Genomic DNA, 17,161 nt, shown 5'->3' with positions numbered 1-17,161 from the left:
ATGCAGAGTGCTGTGTGACGGTCTGGACGGCCGTGGCACACTGCTCGCAACAGCATGTCGAGCGGCGCCACTTCGGATCCCCGAAGGCCTGCCAAGGCTTTCGAACAGATCTTCGAATGGCGCCGCCGGGCTGTCCGCACAAGGGCACAGGGATTCTTCGGGACTCTTCAGGAGGTGGGCGGTGAGCGAGCCGCGGTCCGCGCCGACGGTCGGCCAGGTCGTTCTCGGCCGACGCCTGCTGGACCTCCGGGAACGCGCCGGTCTCAAGCGCGAGGAAGCCGCCCGCATCCTGCGCGTCGCCCCCGCCACGGTCCGCCGCATGGAGATGGCCGAGGTCGCCTTCAAGATCCCGTACCTCCAGCTCCTGCTGAAGGCCTACGGCATCGGCGACGACGAGGCCGACGCCTTCGTCCGGCTGGCCGAGGACGCCAACAAGCCCGGATGGTGGCAGCGCTTCCACGACATCCTGCCGGGCTGGTTCTCCATGTACGTCAGCCTGGAGGGCGCGGCCGCCCTGATCCGCTCCTACGAGCCCCACTTCGTCCCCGGAGTGCTGCAGACCGAGGACTACGCGCGCGGGGTGCTCCGCTCGGGAGCCATCGGACAGACCCGGCCCGACGACATCGAGCGCCACGTCGACCTGCGCATGCGACGCCAGGAACTGCTCACCCGTAAGGACGCGCCCAGGCTGTGGGTCGTCATGGACGAGACCGCGCTGCGCCGCCCCGTCGGGGGCCCGGAGGTGATGCGTGCCCAGATCGACAGGCTGCTCGAGGCCACGAAGCTGCCCAATGTGACGCTGCAGGTCGCCCCGTTCTCCAACGGGCCGCACCCGGGCACGTACGGGCCCTTCGTGCTGTTCCGATTCGCCATGCCGGAACTGCCGGACATGGTCTACAGCGAGTACCTGACCGGCGCCGTCTACCTCGACGCGCGTGCCGAGGTGGCGACCCACCTCGAGGTCATGGACCGCATGGCGGCGCAGGCCGCCACGGCACATCGCACGAAGGAGATCCTCCGGGATCTCCGCAAGGAGCTGTGAATGAACCGCATCAAACCCCAGCGCTCGCCGCGGACCCGCAGTGAGCGGATCTACAACGGCATGCCCGCCCGTGAGCTGGGCAGCGAGGGCTGGCACAAGCCGTGGAGCGGCGGCAACGGGGGCAACTGCCTGGAAGCGATGAAACTCGCCGACGGCCGGATCGCGGTACGTCAGTCCACCGACCCCGACGGCCCCGCGCTGATCTACACCTCCGCCGAGATGACGGCCTTCATCGAGGGCGCCAAGGCGGGAGAGGCGGACTTCCTGCTGGCCTGAGGCGCGCGCCCTGTTGATTGTTGTTCTTAAGCTGTTTGGCACTGAGTTTGGCACTGAGTCGATCACTGATCGCGAGGAGGACGAGACACCCGCCGAGTTCGCCCGTTGTTCCCCCGGAGCTGGGCGAACCGGTCGCGGGCCGGGTAGCGGCGGGTGCGTTCAGGCCGTCATCGGCCGGTCGTACGGGCCGACCGGTGCCGGGAGCCGTGTGCTGCCGCCCGACAGGTGGCGGTCGACGGCCGCCGCCACCGCCCGCCCCTCCGCGATCGCCCACACGATCAGCGACTGCCCGCGTGCCGCGTCCCCGGCGGCGAACACCCCCGGGACGTTGGTCGCGAAGTCCCGGTCCCGGGCGATCGTGCCACGGGGCTCCAGTTCCAGCCCCAGCCCCTCGACGAGCCCGTCCTCCCGGTCCGGTCCTGAGAAGCCCAGGGCGAGGAGGACGAGGTCCGCGCGGAGCGACCGTTCGGTGCCGGGCAGCGGACGGCGCCCGGCGTCCACACCGACCAGGTGCAGCGACCGCACGTGCCCCTCCGCGTCACCGGTGAGTCGGAGCGTCGACGCGGCGAAGAGCCGCGCGTCGGCGTCCGCCGCCGGAGCGGACCGCAGGTCACGTGCCTCCTCGTGCGCGGCCGACAGCCGGTACAACCGCGGATACGTCGGCCAGGGCTCCGCCTCCTCGTCGCGTTCCCCGCCTGGCCGCGCGTAGATGTCCAGCTGGGTCACGGACGCGGCCCCCTCCCGCACCGCGGTGCCGAGACAGTCCGCGCCCGTGTCGCCACCGCCGACGATGACGACGTGCAGGCCGGCTGCCGACAGCGGGGAGCCCTCCAGGTCGCCCTCGCACACCCGGTTGGCCAGCGGCAGGTACTCCATCGCCTGATGGACGCCGGCCAGCTCGCGGCCGGGCACCGCCAGTTCGCGCCAGGCGGTCGCGCCGGTGGCGATCACCACCGCGTCGTAGCGGGCCCGCAGCTCGCCGGCGGCCACGTCCCGTCCGACCGCCGTCGACGTACGGAACTTCGTCCCCTCGGCCCGCATCTGGTCGATGCGCCGCTCCAGGTGCCGTTTCTCCATCTTGAACGCGGGGATGCCGTACCGCATCAGCCCCCCGATCCGGTCGTCCCGCTCGTAGACCGCGACCGTGTGCCCGGCCCGGGTCAGCTGCTGTGCCGCCGCGAGCCCGGTGGGCCCCGAACCGACCACCGCCACCGTCCGCCCGGACAGCCGGTCCGGTGGACGCGGCGGGGTGAAGCCCTCCTCCCAGGCCTTGTCGGCGATCGCGCACTCGACGTTCTTGATGGTGACGGCCGGTTGGTTGATGGCGAGCACACAGCCGGCCTCGCACGGTGCCGGGCACAACCGGCCGGTGAACTCGGGGAAGTTGTTCGTGGCGTGCAGCCGCTCGCTGGCCGCCCTCCAGTCCGCCCGGGAGACCAGGTCGTTCCACTCCGGGATCAGGTTGCCGAGCGGGCAGGCCTCGTGGCAGAAGGGGACGCCGCAGTCCATGCAGCGGTCGGCCTGGGCGTCGATGATCGGCAGCAGCGCTCCCGGGGCGTAGACCTCCCGCCAGTCCCGGACCCGCTCCTCGGCCGGCCTGCGGGGCCACTCCTCGCGGGGCGTGGTCAGGAAACCCTTGGGATCGGCCATGGCCGTCTTCCTTGCGTGCGGGTGGCAGGCCGTGCGTCGTGGGGCGGCGCTCTTCCGGCCCACCATACGTCCCGCCCGCCCCGCGCGCAGAGCGCCGGGCGGCCCCTCGCCACAGGTCCCGGCCGTGGCGGCGCCCGCTTCTCAGGCGAGGTGGCGGCGCCTGCTTCTCAGGCGAGGCGCGCCCGCCTCCTCAGGCGAGGGCCAGCACGTACGCCACCGCCGCCCCGGCCGAGGCGACCGTACGCACGTGGTTCCACGCCGTCCACTCGCGCACGTACGAGGGCCACTGGTCGGCCGCCTCCGCAGTGCCCGGCTCCAGCCGGAGCAGCGCGGTGTTGCGCGGCACATTGGCGGCCGCGGTCACCCCGAACGACCCGAACAGGTACAGCGCGCTGCCCAGCAGCAGCTCCACCGCGGCCCCGTCCGGCCACAGCACGAAGGTCACCACGGCGATCACCGCGGTCAGCACCGCCGTCCCCAGGAACACGAGCATGAAGGCCGGCCGCACCGCCGCCGTGTTGATCGCGTTCATCGCGGCGACTCCCTGCGCGGGCGGCAGCGCCGCGAGCCCCCGCATGACGAAGGTCGAGAACGCGCAGAAGGCGCCGGCCGTCAGACCGGTCCCCAGCACACCCAGCACCGTCAGTACGAAGTACGGTCCGTCGATCATGTCGCGTCAGCTCCCACCCGTCGCGTCGATGCCCGCTCGGCACCGTCGGCCATCGATCACCCCAAGTCAACCTCCGCACGGGCACGGTGACCATGGCCGACCGGCGCGAGCGCATGCGCGAGCGTCCAGGCGGGCGGACCGGTGGCTGACGCATCATGGGCGGGTGCGACTGGAAGCGATCACCTGGGACCGGCTCGGCGACCTGCTCGCCGAGCGCCTGCTCGACCTCGATCCCGCCGACGGCAGCGCCTGGTCGCGCGTCGCCTTCGACGGTGCCCCGGCAGCCCGCCCCGGCGAGCTCGCGGAGCGGGTCTCCGAGGCGCTCCGTGTGCGCGGCCGCCCCTCCGTCGTCGTCGGGGCGGAGGGCTTCCTGCGCCCCGCTTCGCTCCGCCTCGAATACGGGCATGAGGACGTCGAGTCCTACTACAACGGCTGGCACGACACCGGCGCTCTGTGGCGCGAGGTCTTCGACCCCCTCGGGCCCGGCGGCGACGGGCGCCTTCTGCCCGACCTCTGGGACCCGGTCACCGACCGCGCCACCCGCAGCTCCTACGTCCGCCTCCCACCCGGCGGCGCTCTGCTGCTGCACGGCCCCTTCCTGCTGCGCCACTGGTTCCCCCTCGATCTGAGCGTCCATCTGGTCCTCAGCCCCGGCGCACTGCGCCGCCGCACCCCCGAGGCCGAGCACTGGACCCTGCCCGCCTTCGAGCGCTACGAGGACGAGGCCGACCCCTCCGGCACCGCCGACGTCCTCGTGCGCGCCGACGATCCACGGCATCCCGCGTGGAACGGCTGACGCGCCGGGCGGACGGCCGGTTCGCCCAATCAGCCCGTCTGCCCACGACTTCGCCAACCCGTACGCGTCCGCAGGAATGCGCGGTACCGCCGAGACCGCCCGTCGTCAGAGCCAGCCGTTGCGCCGGAAGCCCCGGTGCAGCGCCAGGCACGCGACGGCTATCACCCCTATGACCAGGCCGTAGCCGTACCGCCAGCGCAGTTCGGGCATGTGGTCGAAGTTCATGCCGTACACCCCACAGACCATCGTGGGTACCGCGATGATCGCGGCCCAGGCGGTGATCTTCCGCATGTCCTCGTTCTGCGCGACCGTCACCCGTGCGAGGTGCGCCTGGAGGATGGAGTTGAGGAGTTCGTCGAACGCCGCGATCTGCTCCGTGGCACGCAGCAGATGGTCGGCGACGTCGCGGAAGTAGGCCTGGATCTCCGGCTCGACCACGCGGACCGGCCGGGTGGCCAGTTCCTCCAGCGGCCGGCCGAGCGGTACCACGGCCCGCCTCAGCTCCAGGAGTTCCCGCTTGAGCTGATAGATCCGCCCCGGGTCGACCCGCGCACCGTGCTCCGCGAACACTTCCGTCTCGACATGGTCGATGTCCGCCTGAACTGCGTCGATGACGCTCAGGAACTCGTCCACCACGTGGTCCGCGATCGCGTGCAGTACAGCGGACGGCCCCTTGGCGAGCTGCGCGGGATCGGACTCCAGCCCTTCCCGCAACGGTCCCAGCGAGCCGTGTCGCCCGTGCCGCACGGTGATCACGAAGTCCTGGCCGACGAACACCATGATCTCGCCGGTGTTCACCACCTCGCTCGCGGCCGTGAGCTCCTCGTGCTCCACGTAGCAGACCGTCTTGAACACGGCGAAGAGCGTCTCCCCGTACCGCTCCACCTTCGGGCGCTGGTGGGCCTCGATCGCGTCCTCGACCGCCAGCGGGTGCAGGTCGAAGAGCTCCGCGACACCCGCGAACTCCTGGTCCGTGGGCTCGTGCAGGCCGAGCCAGACGAAACCGGCCCCGCGCCCCCGCATCCGCTTCACCGCGTCGACCGGATCGCCGCCCTCGGGGGTACGGACACCGTCCCGGTAGGTCACGCAGTTCACCACCGAGGAACCGAGCGGGGAGCGGGCGGGGTGGCTCAGGTCCACGCGCGGGCGCCGCCGGGCCAGCCGGGCCACCTTGCGGAGGCCGCCGGCCCGCCCCAGGCCCGTGACCTTCCGTAGATTCCCTGCCATCGTCATCCGTGTCCCCTCGCGTGGGTCCCCTCGCGCCGTGCTTCCCGCGCCCTGGCGAGCCAGTCTGCCAGGCCGGCGTCAACCGCGGACGAGCCTGTGGGTACGGAGCGTTCCGCTTTGTTCCCGGCTGTGGACAGGGCGTTCGGACGCGGACGCACATGATCCGGCCTCCCCCGACAGGCCGCCGCGCCGGAGCGTCGACCGCTTCCGGCAAGCCGGACAACTGGGATGATCGCGGCATGACGCGAACCGACGGATACCTCCTCGACAACCGGCAGGCCGAGGCGGCGGAGCGCTTCGAGGCCTTCGCCACCCTCTTCGACCCCACCACGTTCCGGCACCTTCAAGCGCTCGGCGTCGGACCCGGCTGGCGCTGCTGGGAGGTCGGGGCCGGAGGCACCTCGGTGGCGTCCTGGCTGGCCAAGAGGGTGGGGCCGACCGGGAGGGTCCTCGCGACCGACATCGACACCTCGCGGGTCGCTCCGGCGGGCCGGCCTCCGGTCGAGGTGCGCGTGCACGACGTGGGCGTCGAGGAACCGCCGGGGGAGGGGTTCGACCTGGTGCACGCCCGGCTCGTGCTCGTCCATGTCCCGGACCGGGAGAGAGCGTTGCGCTCGATGGTCGAAGCCCTGCGTCCCGGCGGCCGCCTCCTGGTCGAGGACGCCGATCCCGCGCTGCAGCCCCTGCTCTGTCCCGACGAGCACGGTCCCGAGCAGCAGCTGGCGAACCGGCTGCGGCACGGCTTCCGCCAACTGCTGACCCGGCGCGGCGCCGATCTCTCCTACGGCCGCCGGCTCCCGCGTCTGCTCCGGGAGGCCGGGCTGCGCCGCGTGGAGGCCGATGCCTACTTCCCGGTCACCTCGCCCGCGTGCGCCGTCCTGGAATCCGCGACGGTCCGTCAGGTCCGCGACCAGCTGGTAGGCGCCGGGGTGGCCACCCACGAGGACATCGACCGCCACCTCGCGAACGTCGCGTCCGGCAGCATGGACCTCGCGACGGCTCCGATGGTCTCGGCGTGGGGACGCAAGGCATAGGGAAGCGGGTCCCGGCCGGCCCGGAATGCCCCCGGCCGACACGCGACGGGGCACCACCTCGCCTCATGGAGCCGCGGCGGCCGTGGCACGGCCCGGTCGACCGATGCGGTGTCGTGGGCGAGGGCTGCCGACGGGCCATCGAACGCGCCCATGCCCCGCGCCCCGTGCCCTCGTACCTCGGGTCGCACGCGCTCGCGCCGCCACCGACCACGGCGAACTCCTGGCGCCCGTCGCCACCGGCGCCCTCCTCTCACACCTGCCTACCTGCCTACCTGCCTACCGACCGTCAGCCGTCGCCCGTGGAGGCCTCCCGCCCACCTGTTCGACCGCCCGCGCTCCCGCCCGGCACCCCGCCACCGCCGCCTCCTCGGGCCCCGCGCCCGTGAGCAGTGCGGCCAGGAACGCGCCGGTGAAGGCGTCACCGGCGCCCGTACTGTCCCGTGGCGACGCCGGGGCGGCGGGGACACGCGCGGACACGGTGCCGGACCGGGCCACCAAGGCCCCCTCCGCGCCCTGCTTGGAGACCACCAGCGGGACAAGCCGGCTCAGCTTCGCCGCCGCGTCCGCCGCGTCGGGCAGCCCGGTGAGCAGGCACGCCTCGTCCCGGCTGGGCAGCAGCACGTCCACCCCCTCGACCAGGTCCAGGAAACGGTCGACGCCCAGCTCGGTGAGGAACCCGGCCGACGCCGGGTCCAGGCTGACCGGCACCCCGCGCGCGCGTGCCGCGGCCAGGGCGACCGGCACCAGGGCACGGCTCGGCTTCGAGAACAGGAGGTAGCCCGACAGGTGCAGCCGGGCGACGCCGTCGAGCAGCGTGTCCGACCAGTCGCCGGGGCCGAGCCGCAGCGACGCCCCGCTGTCCGTGAGGAACGTCCGCTCGGCCGAGTCGCCCGTGTCGACGAGGCAGATCACCGTCCCCGTCGGCGCCGCGTCGTCGACGACCAGAAGAGGACGCACACCACGGTCCGCCAGCTCACGCTCGTGCCAGTCCGCCGCGTCGGTGCCGACCCGCCCGAGCAGCCGCACGTCCCGGCACCCTCCGTACGCGGCCCAGCAGGCCACGTTGGCACCCGCCCCGCCGGGCAGTCGGCGGATCGAGGCGGCCGTGTCCGTGCCGGAGGCCAGCGGCCCCCGGTGCCGGGCGACGACGTCCGTGATGACGTCCCCGACGACCAGCAGCGCGCCGCCCGGCCCCGTGGTCATGCCGCGGCCCAGGCCGCCGCGACGCGTGCCGCCAGCCGCACGTTTCCGCGCACCGCCGCCAGGTTGGCGCTCAGCGAGGCCCCGTCGGTGTGCCGTACCAGGTAGTCGAGCAGGAACGGCGTGACCGCCTGGCCCTTGACCCCCTCCTCCTCGCAGGCGTGCAGCGCGTCGGCGAGCACCCGCGCGTGCAGCGCGGGATCGAGTTGCTCCTCCTCGGGGACGGGATGGGCCACCACGAGCGCGGACCGCGGCCCGCCCAGCGCGTCCTGCGCCCGCATGACCGTCGCCACCTCTTCCGGGGTGTGCAGCGTCCAGTCCACCGGATGCCCCGAGTCGGACAGGTAGAAGCCGGGGAAGCGGTCCGTACCGTAACCGGCCACCGCGACCCCCAGCGTCTCCAGCCGCTGGAGTGTCGCCGGCACGTCCAGGATGGACTTCACGCCCGCGCAGACCACCGTGATGCGGGTGCGTGCCAGCAGGCCCAGGTCGGCCGACTCGTCCTGCGTCACCGTCCACTCCCGGTGCACGCCGCCGAGCCCGCCGGTGGCGAACACCCGGACGCCCGCCAGGGCCGCCAGCAGGGCGGTCGCCGAGACGGTGGTCGCCCCGCTCGCTCCGGCGGCCACCGCGAGCGGCAGGTCGCGGTGGCCCAGCTTGCGGATGCCGTCCTCGTTCGCGACCCGCTCCAGCTGCTCCTTGTCCAGGCCGACATGGGGCCGCCCGTCCAGCACGGCGATGGTCGCCGGTATGGCGCCCTCCTGCCGTACGGCCTCCTCCAGCTCACGCGCCACCAGCAGATTGCGCGGGCGCGGCAGCCCGTGCGCGATGATCGTGGACTCCAGCGCCACCACGGGGCGACGCGCGTCGATCGCCGCCCGTACCTCTTCCGACACCATCAGCATCACGCGTCTGCCTCCTGTCCGTCGGTTCTCCCTCATCTCTGGCGGGCGGGGGACCGGGCCAAACCCCTCAAGGGCCCCGGCCGGAGTCTTGCGGCCCTCCGGGAAGACCACCAGCCTGGGAACCATGACGGACAACACGACACGTCTCGACCATGTCGTCCTCTGGGTGCGCGACCCGGTCGCCGCTGCCGATTTCTACGAGAAGACCCTGGGGCTGGAGCCCTTGCGGGTCACCGAGTACGCCGCGGGGACCGTGAGCTTCCCCTCTGTACGCCTCAACGACGAGACCATCCTCGACCTGGCGCCGCACTCCCTGGCGGAACGCATGCGAGTGGTCCCCGGCGCCGACGCCAGCGCGGGCCATCCCGTCAACCACGTCTGCCTGTCGCTGTCACCGCGGGACTTCGAGGCACTGCGCGCCCGCCTTGAAGAACAGGCCGTGCCGGTCTCGGAACTGGCGTACGACTCCTACGGTGCCCGAGGTCCGGCCCGGCGCAGCTTCTACTTCGGTGACCCGGACGGCAACATCTTCGAGGCACGGCACTACGAGTAGAAGGCGAGGTGTCACGAGTAGCCCCGCCGGGTTCCCGGAAGGCCGACCTCTCAGAACAGCGGCTCGGGCAGCACGCCCTCGAGCGCGAGCAACTGCCGCTTGGTGCCCACGCCGCCCCCGAACCCGCCGATGCCACCGTCGCTCTCGAGGACCCGGTGGCACGGCACGACGACCGGCAGCGGATTGGCCCCCATCGCCATGCCCACCGCCTGGGCGGCGCCCGGCTGGCCGACCCGGCCGGCGAGGTCGCCGTAGCCGACGACCGAGCCGTAGGGGACGCCGGACGCCAGTTCGCGCAGCACCTCCCGGTTGAAGCCCGAGGTCAGCGACCAGTCCAGCGGCAGGTCGAAGTCGCGTCGGCGGCCCGCGAAGTACGCCTCCACCTGCCGTATCGCCTCGGACAGCAGCGGCGAGCCGGGCACCTCGACGGGCTCCGTGCCCAGCCGCGCCGCGAGCCTTTCGAGCGCACGGTCGCGCGCGGCGTCGGTGGCGTGGAACACGACGTTGACCAGTCCGTCGCGGGTGGCGGCCAGCAGCAGCGGACCGATGTCGGTGCCGACGACGGTCCACACGACCTGCTGTTCGTACTGCCCATGGCTGTCCATGCGCCAACGGTACGGCCGACCACTGACAACGCCCGGGGCGGCGGCGGACGCGGCCCGCCCCCGGCCCCGGGCGGGACTGGATCACCAGCGTGCCGAGTCCTCGTCCTCGCCGACGGCGTCCCGCACCACGTCGGGCTTGTTGGTGATGATGCCGTCCACGCCGTACCCGGCGACCCGCCGGGCGGTGTCCGCGTCGTCGACCGTCCAGGTGAGGACCTCCATCGGCCTGCCGTGCGGCCCCGTGAACGCGTGCACGGAGGAGACGTAGCCCATGGAGAGGGAGCCGTACGAGGGGTTGATCTGGTCGGTGAACTCCGCGTACTCCGGCAGGTCCGACACCGGCGGGGTGCCGAGGAACCCGGTCTTGACGGCAGGCTTGAGCTCGTGGACGGTCCGGACGCTGTCCGCGCTGAAACTCTGCACGACCAGCCGGCCGGCCACGTGCCGCCGGTCGAGCCAGCCCTCGTTGGCGAGGACCTTGAGGGTCTGCTGCTCGATGCCCGGGTACAGCTGGGGGTTCTTCAGCTCCAGCAGCAGCTTCTGGTGGTTGTGCTCCACGCGGTCCACGTACTGCTTCAGCGTCGGCACACGCGCGCCCGCGTACTCGGATCCGAACCAGCTTCCCGCGTCCAGCCGCGCGATCTCCGCCGCGGTGAAGTCCTTCACCTTCCAGGGCGAGCGGTCGGGGAAGACCTCCTCCACGTCGGTCGTGCGCCGCAGGTTGTCGTCGTGGAGGACGACGAGTTCGCCGTCCCTGGTGCGCTGGACGTCGTTCTCCACCCAGCGGATGCCCAGCTCGGCCGCCTTGTCGACGGCGGCCAGCGTGTTCTCGGGCGCATACCCGGAGGCGCCCCGGTGGGCGACGACCGAGGGACCGTCGTCCCCGCTCTGGGCGGTCCTGGCGTGCGAGAGCGGAGTGAGCAGGGCGACTCCCAGGAACGCGGTGGTCGTGACGGCGACTGCGCGCGCGTGCATACGTACTCCTCGCGTCGAGCGATCACGGACAGCACCACTGTGACACCGGAGAGTCAACGGGAGAGGGGTGCAGAATGGCCACAGGCTGAATGGAGTTGCTCAACTCCGCTCACCGGGGCCCCACAAGTGGGTCAGGGCCGTGATTCTTTGCCGGAGAATCGTTCGACCATTCCGGTGGGAGTCATACTCTCTGCCTCGACCCTGACCGTTCGCGCGGTTCCGGGAGGGGCGCACATCAGGTGATTCCGGGTCGTAACCGGGGTGCAAGAAGGCGGAAGGGCAGCCGCACATGCAAGGCACGGTCGACGGATTCAGCTACGGACTCGTCACACCGCTGGTGGCCTACCTCATGGCCTGCCTCGGCGGTGCCCTCGGTCTGCGCTGCACCACCAGGTCCATGCGGGTCACCCGGTCCGGGCGCCCGGGATGGCTCGCGCTCGGCTCGGCGGCGATCGGCTCCGGTATCTGGACCATGCACTTCATCGCCATGATGGGCTTCACGATCGAACACACGCCGATCCGCTACGACTGGCTGATGACCTTCGCCAGCCTGGCCGTCGCCATCGTCATGGTGGGCATCGGGATCTTCATCGTCGGCTATCGGGGCGCGCGAGGAACGGCCCTGTTCACCGGCGGCACCATCACCGGCCTGGGCATCGCGTCGATGCACTACCTGGGTATGGCCGGGATGCGCCTGGACGGGCAGCTGACGTACAACACGTTCACCGTGGCCGTGTCCGTCGTCATAGCCATGGCCGCCGCCACCGCCGCCCTGTGGGCTGCCGGACAGGTCCGGGGATTCCTGTGGAGCGTCGGCGCCAGCCTGGTCATGGGGCTGGCCGTCACCGGCATGCACTACACGGGCATGGCCGCCCTCGAAGTCCACCTCCACGGCACGGCCGATCCCTCCACCGGGGGCTCGGCCGCGGAACTGCTCGCCCCCATGCTGATCGGCCCTCTGGCCTTCCTCCTCCTCGCCGGCGTCGTGGTGATGTTCGACCCGCTGATGATCATGGAGAAGTCCGCCGGAGCCCCCGTCGAGCGGAAGCCGGGCGTCCCCGCCCACCCCGAGCCTCCGCGCACGGTCCGCCGTCCTCCGCACCACCCCGCCCACCACACGCGCCGCCCGCGCGTCCGGCGCTCCCGAACCCCGCAGAACCGCTGATCCGGACCCGTTGTCAGTGCGGGGTCGTACGGTGGAACCCATGCGGCCCGTTTCCCAGATCGAACGCACGGTGGCGCCCTTCGAGGTCGTCAGCCCCTACCAGCCGAACGGCGACCAGCCGGCGGCCATCGCCGAGCTCGCCCGGCGTATCGAAGCAGGCGAGAAGGACGTCGTCCTGCTCGGCGCGACCGGCACCGGCAAGTCCGCCACCACCGCGTGGATGATCGAGAAGCTCCAGCGCCCCACTCTCGTGATGGCACCGAACAAGACACTGGCCGCCCAGCTGGCGAACGAGTTCCGCGAACTGCTGCCGAACAACGCCGTCGAGTACTTCGTCTCGTACTACGACTACTACCAGCCCGAGGCGTACGTCCCGCAGTCGGACACCTACATCGAGAAGGACTCCTCGGTCAACGAGGAGGTGGAGCGCCTGCGCCACTCGGCGACCAACTCGCTGCTCACCCGCCGCGACGTCGTCGTGGTCGCCTCCGTCTCCTGCATCTACGGCCTCGGCACCCCGCAGGAGTACGTGGACCGCATGGTCCCGCTCCGGGTGGGCGAGGAGCACGACCGGGACGAGCTGCTGCGCCGCTTCGTGGACATCCAGTACACGCGCAACGACATGGCCTTCGCCCGCGGCACCTTCCGGGTGCGCGGCGACACCATCGAGATCTTCCCGGTCTACGAGGAGCTCGCGGTCCGCATCGAGATGTTCGGTGACGAGATCGAGGCCCTGTCCACGCTCCACCCGGTCACCGGCGAGATCATCAGCGACGACCAGCAGCTGTACGTCTTCCCCGCCTCCCACTACGTCGCGGGTCCCGAGCGCCTGGAGCGGGCGGTCAACGACATCGAGAAGGAGCTGGGCGAGAGACTGTCCGAGCTGGAGAAGCAGGGCAAGCTGCTGGAGGCCCAGCGACTGCGGATGCGCACGACGTACGACCTGGAGATGCTCCGCCAGATCGGCTCCTGCTCCGGCGTCGAGAACTACTCCATGCACTTCGACGGCCGCCTGCCCGGCTCCCCTCCGAACACCCTGCTGGACTACTTCCCGGACGACTTCCTGCTCGTCATCGACGAGTCGCACGTCACCGTCCCGCAGATCGGCGCCATGTACGAGGGCGACGCCTCCCGCAAGCGGACCCTGGTCGACCACGGCTTCCGGCTGCCCTCCGCCCTCGACAACCGTCCACTGAAGTGGGAGGAGTTCCAGGGACGCATCGGACAGACGGTGTACCTGTCGGCGACCCCGGGCACCTACGAGCTCTCCCGCTCGGACGGCGCCGTCGAGCAGATCATCCGCCCCACCGGGCTCGTCGACCCGGAGGTCGTCGTCAAGCCCACCGAGGGCCAGATCGACGACCTGGTGCACGAGATCCGCAAGCGGACCGAGAAGGACGAGCGCGTCCTGGTGACCACGCTCACCAAGAAGATGGCCGAGGACCTCACCGACTACTTCCTGGAACTCGGCATCCAGGTCCGCTACCTGCACAGCGACGTCGACACCCTGCGCCGCGTCGAACTCCTGCGTGAGCTACGCGCCGGTGAGTACGACGTCCTGGTCGGCATCAACCTGCTGAGGGAGGGCCTCGACCTGCCGGAGGTCTCCCTGGTGGCGATCCTCGACGCCGACAAGGAGGGCTTCCTGCGCTCCGGCACCTCCCTGATCCAGACCATCGGCCGCGCCGCGCGCAACGTCTCGGGCCAGGTCCACATGTACGCCGACAAGATCACGCCGGCGATGGAGAAGGCGATCGACGAGACCAACCGCCGCCGCGAGAAGCAGGTCGCGTTCAACAAGGCGAACGGCATCGACCCGCAGCCGCTCCGCAAGAAGATCAACGACATCGTCGCGCAGATCGCCCGCGAGGACATCGACACCGAGCAGCTGCTCGGCTCCGGCTACCGCCAGTCGAAGGACGGCAAGGGCGCCAAGGCCCCCGTGCCCGCCCTCGGCGGCCAGGCGACGGCCGGCGCCAAGGCGGCCAAGAGCAAGGGCAAGGGCAAGAGCAAGGAAACCGTGCCGACCGACCGGCCCGCGGCGGAGCTCGCCGGACAGATCGAGGACCTCACCACCCGTATGCGGGCGGCCGCCGCGGACCTGCAGTTCGAGATCGCGGCCCGGCTGCGGGACGAGGTCTCCGAGATGAAGAAGGAACTGCGTCAGATGAAGGAGGCCGGTCTGGCCTGACGGCCCGCCCGGGCACGCGCTGTGTTGCAAGACCGACACAAAGTGCGGACCGGGGTGGGGCGCTGTCAGTGTCCCTGCGTAGGGTTCTGGTCAACCGCGGGTCCGCGGCAACAGGGGACAGTTCGAGAGGGGATCAGCGCGTGACCGTCAACATGACCAAGGGTCAGGCCATCAGTCTGCAGAAGAGCGACGGCGGCAGCCTGACGTCGGTGCGCATGGGTCTCGGCTGGCAGGCGGCTCCCCGGCGCGGCCTCTTCGGCTCGCGCACCCGGGAGATCGACCTGGACGCCTCGGCCGTCCTGTTCGCGGACAAGCAGCCGGTCGACGTCGTCTTCTTCCGCCACCTGGTGAGCGACGACGGCTCGGTGCGCCACACCGGGGACAACCTCGTCGGCGGTGTCGGCCAGGGCGGCGACGACGAGGCGATCCTCGTCGACCTGCAGCGCGTCCCGGTCCACATCGACCAGATCGTCTTCACCGTGAACTCCTTCACGGGCCAGACCTTCCAGGAAGTGCAGAACGCGTTCTGCCGCCTGGTCGACGAGACCAACGGCCAGGAGCTCGCCCGCTACACGCTGGCCGGCGGCGGCGCCTACACGGCCCAGATCATGGCGAAGGTGCACCGCGCGGGCCAGGGCTGGGCGATGACCGCCATCGGTTCCCCGGCCAACGGCCGCACCTTCCAGGACCTCATGCCGACCATCCTGCCGGTCCTGTAGCAGGACGACAGGTACTGGCCGGCCCCGTGAGCAGGGCGGGCGGTCGCCGCACGACACATCACGAGTGACGCACGAGTGACACAGGGGGAAAGGCGATGACGGCCGAGCTGACGCGGGGACAGAACCACCCGCTTCCCCGGACCCGTCTCGAGATCCGGGTCTCGGCCGGCACGCCGATCGTGGCCGGAGCAACGCTCGGCGACGAGAGCGGCAGGGTCCACGGCGTCGAATGGGTGGCCCACCCGGGCACGCCCGCCCTGCCCGGTCTGGAGGTCTCCCGGCAGGCGGCCGCCGACCACCGTCTCGCGGTGGACCTGGACGCCGTGCCGGACGCGGTGCACCGCGTCAGTGTGCTGCTCGCCCTGCCTGCCGGCGGGACGGGCCCGGGCCGCTTCGGTGCCGTCGCCGCCCCCTTCGTCGCCGTCACGGACCTCGACGGCGACGAGGTCGCCAGCTACACCATCACCGGTCTTGAGGCCGAGTCAGCCGTCATCGCGCTGGAGCTCTACCGGCGGCAGGGTGCCTGGAAGGTGCGCGCCGTCGGTCAGGGCTACACGGGCGGCCTCGCCGAACTCCTCACCGACCAGAACCTGCCCCAGGCCCACCAGCTCGCCCGAAGCATCCAGGAGGCGGTGGCCGGCGGCCTGGCCCGTTCGGTGCCGGCACCCCCGGCACGGACGGCCGACGGCAACCGCTCCCGGCAGGCCGCCACCCCGGCGCACGGCCCGGACCACGGCGCCGCCGCACCCCAGGGCGCCCCCGGCCCCGTGCCCCCGGCGTCCCCGTACGACGCCCAGGGTGTGTCCGACCCGCAGACGCCCGGCGTTCCGGCACAGCACGGCACACAGCAGCCGTATCCGGCCGCACCGGGGGACTCCACCACCGCCGGCCAGCCGTCCGCGCCCACCGGCAGCGGCCCGATCGACTACAGCCACCCGCGCCGGCGGAACGCCGCTCCGCCTCCGCCTCCACCGACCGCGCCCCCGGCCGCACCCGGGCAGCCCGCGCGGCCCGTCGCGGGCGACGCCACCGGCTGGTCCATGGAAGAGCGGCTCTACAACCAGGTGTGGGGCATGTTCGAGGACCTGGCCCGCACCACGGCCGCGTACCGCAGCGCCGTCGACTTCGCCGACTCGCGTATGGAGAAGGAACTCGACCAGGTCCTGTCCGACCCGCGCAGCCGGATCGGCGGTCAGGGCGACGCCGCCCGGGAAGCGGCGCGCACCCGGCACACCCAGCTCGTGTCCAAGGCCCGGGAGGCCCTGGACCGGGACGTCGCTCAGCTCGCCGCCGAGGCGGAAGTGGTCGAGCCCGCCCTCCCGGCGGCCTACGCGCGCTGGGACAACCCGGTCTGGCACGCCTACCGCGTACCCATGGAGATCCCCATGGCCCTGCGGCTGGGTGATCTCCATCTCCCCGAGACGGACCGCATACGCATCCCGCTGCTGGTCCGGCTGCCGCTGGAGCGCGGTCTGTGGATCGACAGCGGGCGTTCCGCCTCGCGCGACGGTTCGTTCGCCGACTCCCACGAGATGCGGCGCCTGGGTCTGGAGACGGCGGTCGCGCACGCGGCGAGGCTGCTCGCCGTCTATCCGGCGGGCGAGTTCACCGTGCACGTCATCGACCCGGCCGGATCAGGGGCGTCGGCACTGGCGCCGCTGGTGCAGACCGGAGTGCTCGCGGCCCCGCCCGCCCTGGGCGCCGCCGGGACGGCGGACGTGCTCGCCCGCCTCACCCAGCGCGTCGACCTGGTGCAGATGGCGTTGCGCGGAGGCGCTCCCGACGCGCTTCCGCCCGGTCTCGACACGTCCCAGCAGCTCCTGATCGTCAACGACTTCCCGCACGGTTTCGACGACCGGGCGGTGAACCAGCTCCGCTATCTCGCCGACGAGGGGCCGGCCGTGGGCGTCCACCTGATGATGGTCGCCGACCGTGAGGAGTCCGCCGGGTACGGGCCGTTGCTCGACCCGCTGTGGCGCTCGTTGCTCCGGCTGACGCCGGTGGCCGACGACCACCTCGCCGACCCGTGGGTCGGGCATGCCTGGACGTACGAGCCCGCGCTCGTGCCGCCCGGCAGCCAGGTGCTCCAGCGCGTGCTCACCCAGGTCGCCGCAGCCCGCCGTCCGTGGGACCGGTGACCGCTCCCGAGCTGG

The 17,161-nt window shown here is 71.9% G+C and carries 16 protein-coding genes; 9 read left to right on the top strand and 7 right to left on the bottom strand.

Translation table 11 applies throughout. The annotated features are described in order from the left end of the window. Nucleotides 1-181: 181 nt before the first annotated feature. A complete protein-coding gene (locus ACIQ6R_RS08955; protein WP_404173952.1) occupies nt 182-1,042 on the top strand; it encodes a helix-turn-helix transcriptional regulator in 861 nt (286 codons plus the stop codon). Next, nucleotides 1,043-1,318, top strand: a complete 276-nt coding sequence (locus tag ACIQ6R_RS08950) for a DUF397 domain-containing protein (protein ID WP_404173949.1) — start codon at nt 1,043-1,045, stop codon at nt 1,316-1,318. A gap of 159 nt (nt 1,319-1,477) precedes the next feature. On the opposite strand, the gene ACIQ6R_RS08945 is transcribed toward ACIQ6R_RS08950, so the two are convergent. Continuing rightward, nucleotides 1,478-2,968, bottom strand: coding sequence for a glutamate synthase subunit beta (locus ACIQ6R_RS08945; protein WP_404219850.1), 1,491 nt, complete (start codon nt 2,966-2,968; stop codon nt 1,478-1,480). Between the two features lie 190 nt (nt 2,969-3,158). After that, on the bottom strand, nt 3,159-3,638 hold the full coding sequence (locus tag ACIQ6R_RS08940) for a DUF1772 domain-containing protein (RefSeq protein WP_404173943.1): 480 nt from the start codon (nt 3,636-3,638) through the stop codon (nt 3,159-3,161). A gap of 163 nt (nt 3,639-3,801) precedes the next feature. On the opposite strand from ACIQ6R_RS08940, the gene ACIQ6R_RS08935 reads away from it, so the two are divergent. Continuing rightward, nucleotides 3,802-4,434, top strand: coding sequence for a uridine kinase (locus ACIQ6R_RS08935; protein ID WP_404219848.1), 633 nt, complete (start codon nt 3,802-3,804; stop codon nt 4,432-4,434). 105 nt (nt 4,435-4,539) lie between these two features. Here ACIQ6R_RS08935 and ACIQ6R_RS08930 read toward each other — a convergent pair whose 3' ends face one another. Continuing rightward, on the bottom strand, nt 4,540-5,667 hold the full coding sequence (locus ACIQ6R_RS08930; RefSeq protein WP_404219846.1) for a magnesium and cobalt transport protein CorA: 1,128 nt from the start codon (nt 5,665-5,667) through the stop codon (nt 4,540-4,542). 233 nt (nt 5,668-5,900) lie between these two features. On the opposite strand from ACIQ6R_RS08930, the gene ACIQ6R_RS08925 reads away from it, so the two are divergent. Continuing rightward, entirely contained in the window at nt 5,901-6,695 is a 795-nt protein-coding gene (locus ACIQ6R_RS08925) for a methyltransferase domain-containing protein (RefSeq protein ID WP_404219844.1), read from the top strand. Between the two features lie 276 nt (nt 6,696-6,971). Here the strand turns inward: ACIQ6R_RS08925 and ACIQ6R_RS08920 are convergent, their stop codons facing one another. Both ACIQ6R_RS08920 and ACIQ6R_RS08915 read right to left on the bottom strand, forming a co-directional pair. Next, nucleotides 6,972-7,898 carry a carbohydrate kinase family protein gene (locus ACIQ6R_RS08920; protein ID WP_404219842.1) on the bottom strand — a complete coding sequence of 309 codons (927 nt, stop codon included), beginning with the start codon at nt 7,896-7,898 and terminating at the stop codon, nt 6,972-6,974. Further along, nucleotides 7,895-8,803, bottom strand: coding sequence for a pseudouridine-5'-phosphate glycosidase (locus ACIQ6R_RS08915; RefSeq protein WP_404173928.1), 909 nt, complete (start codon nt 8,801-8,803; stop codon nt 7,895-7,897). Before ACIQ6R_RS08915 ends, ACIQ6R_RS08920 begins: the two co-directional genes overlap by 4 nt. Nucleotides 8,804-8,924: 121 nt before the next feature. Here ACIQ6R_RS08915 and ACIQ6R_RS08910 point away from each other — a divergent pair, with 121 nt between their 5' ends. After that, on the top strand, nt 8,925-9,353 hold the full coding sequence (locus ACIQ6R_RS08910) for a VOC family protein (protein WP_404219840.1): 429 nt from the start codon (nt 8,925-8,927) through the stop codon (nt 9,351-9,353). 50 nt (nt 9,354-9,403) lie between these two features. On the opposite strand, the gene ACIQ6R_RS08905 is transcribed toward ACIQ6R_RS08910, so the two are convergent. Both ACIQ6R_RS08905 and ACIQ6R_RS08900 read right to left on the bottom strand, forming a co-directional pair. Next, nucleotides 9,404-9,958 (bottom strand): methylated-DNA--[protein]-cysteine S-methyltransferase, encoded by a 555-nt coding sequence (locus tag ACIQ6R_RS08905; protein WP_404219838.1) that lies wholly within the window; start codon nt 9,956-9,958, stop codon nt 9,404-9,406. Nucleotides 9,959-10,039: 81 nt separating this feature from the next. Then, a complete protein-coding gene (locus tag ACIQ6R_RS08900) occupies nt 10,040-10,933 on the bottom strand; it encodes a glycerophosphodiester phosphodiesterase (protein WP_404219836.1) in 894 nt (297 codons plus the stop codon). A gap of 289 nt (nt 10,934-11,222) precedes the next feature. On the opposite strand from ACIQ6R_RS08900, the gene ACIQ6R_RS08895 reads away from it, so the two are divergent. From ACIQ6R_RS08895 to ACIQ6R_RS08880, 4 genes are all read left to right on the top strand, one after another. Then, nucleotides 11,223-12,098 (top strand): MHYT domain-containing protein, encoded by an 876-nt coding sequence (locus tag ACIQ6R_RS08895; protein ID WP_404173916.1) that lies wholly within the window; start codon nt 11,223-11,225, stop codon nt 12,096-12,098. A gap of 40 nt (nt 12,099-12,138) precedes the next feature. Beyond that, nucleotides 12,139-14,289, top strand: coding sequence for an excinuclease ABC subunit UvrB (gene uvrB, locus ACIQ6R_RS08890; protein WP_404219834.1), 2,151 nt, complete (start codon nt 12,139-12,141; stop codon nt 14,287-14,289). A gap of 140 nt (nt 14,290-14,429) precedes the next feature. Further along, nucleotides 14,430-15,008, top strand: a complete 579-nt coding sequence (locus tag ACIQ6R_RS08885; RefSeq protein ID WP_404173910.1) for a TerD family protein — start codon at nt 14,430-14,432, stop codon at nt 15,006-15,008. A gap of 95 nt (nt 15,009-15,103) precedes the next feature. Continuing rightward, entirely contained in the window at nt 15,104-17,146 is a 2,043-nt protein-coding gene (locus ACIQ6R_RS08880) for a TerD family protein (RefSeq protein ID WP_404219832.1), read from the top strand. Nucleotides 17,147-17,161: the final 15 nt, after the last annotated feature.

Source organism: Streptomyces sp. NPDC096048, assembly GCF_044763415.1.
Classification (GTDB): domain Bacteria; phylum Actinomycetota; class Actinomycetes; order Streptomycetales; family Streptomycetaceae; genus Streptomyces.
This window is presented reverse-complemented; position numbering and strand designations above follow the sequence as displayed.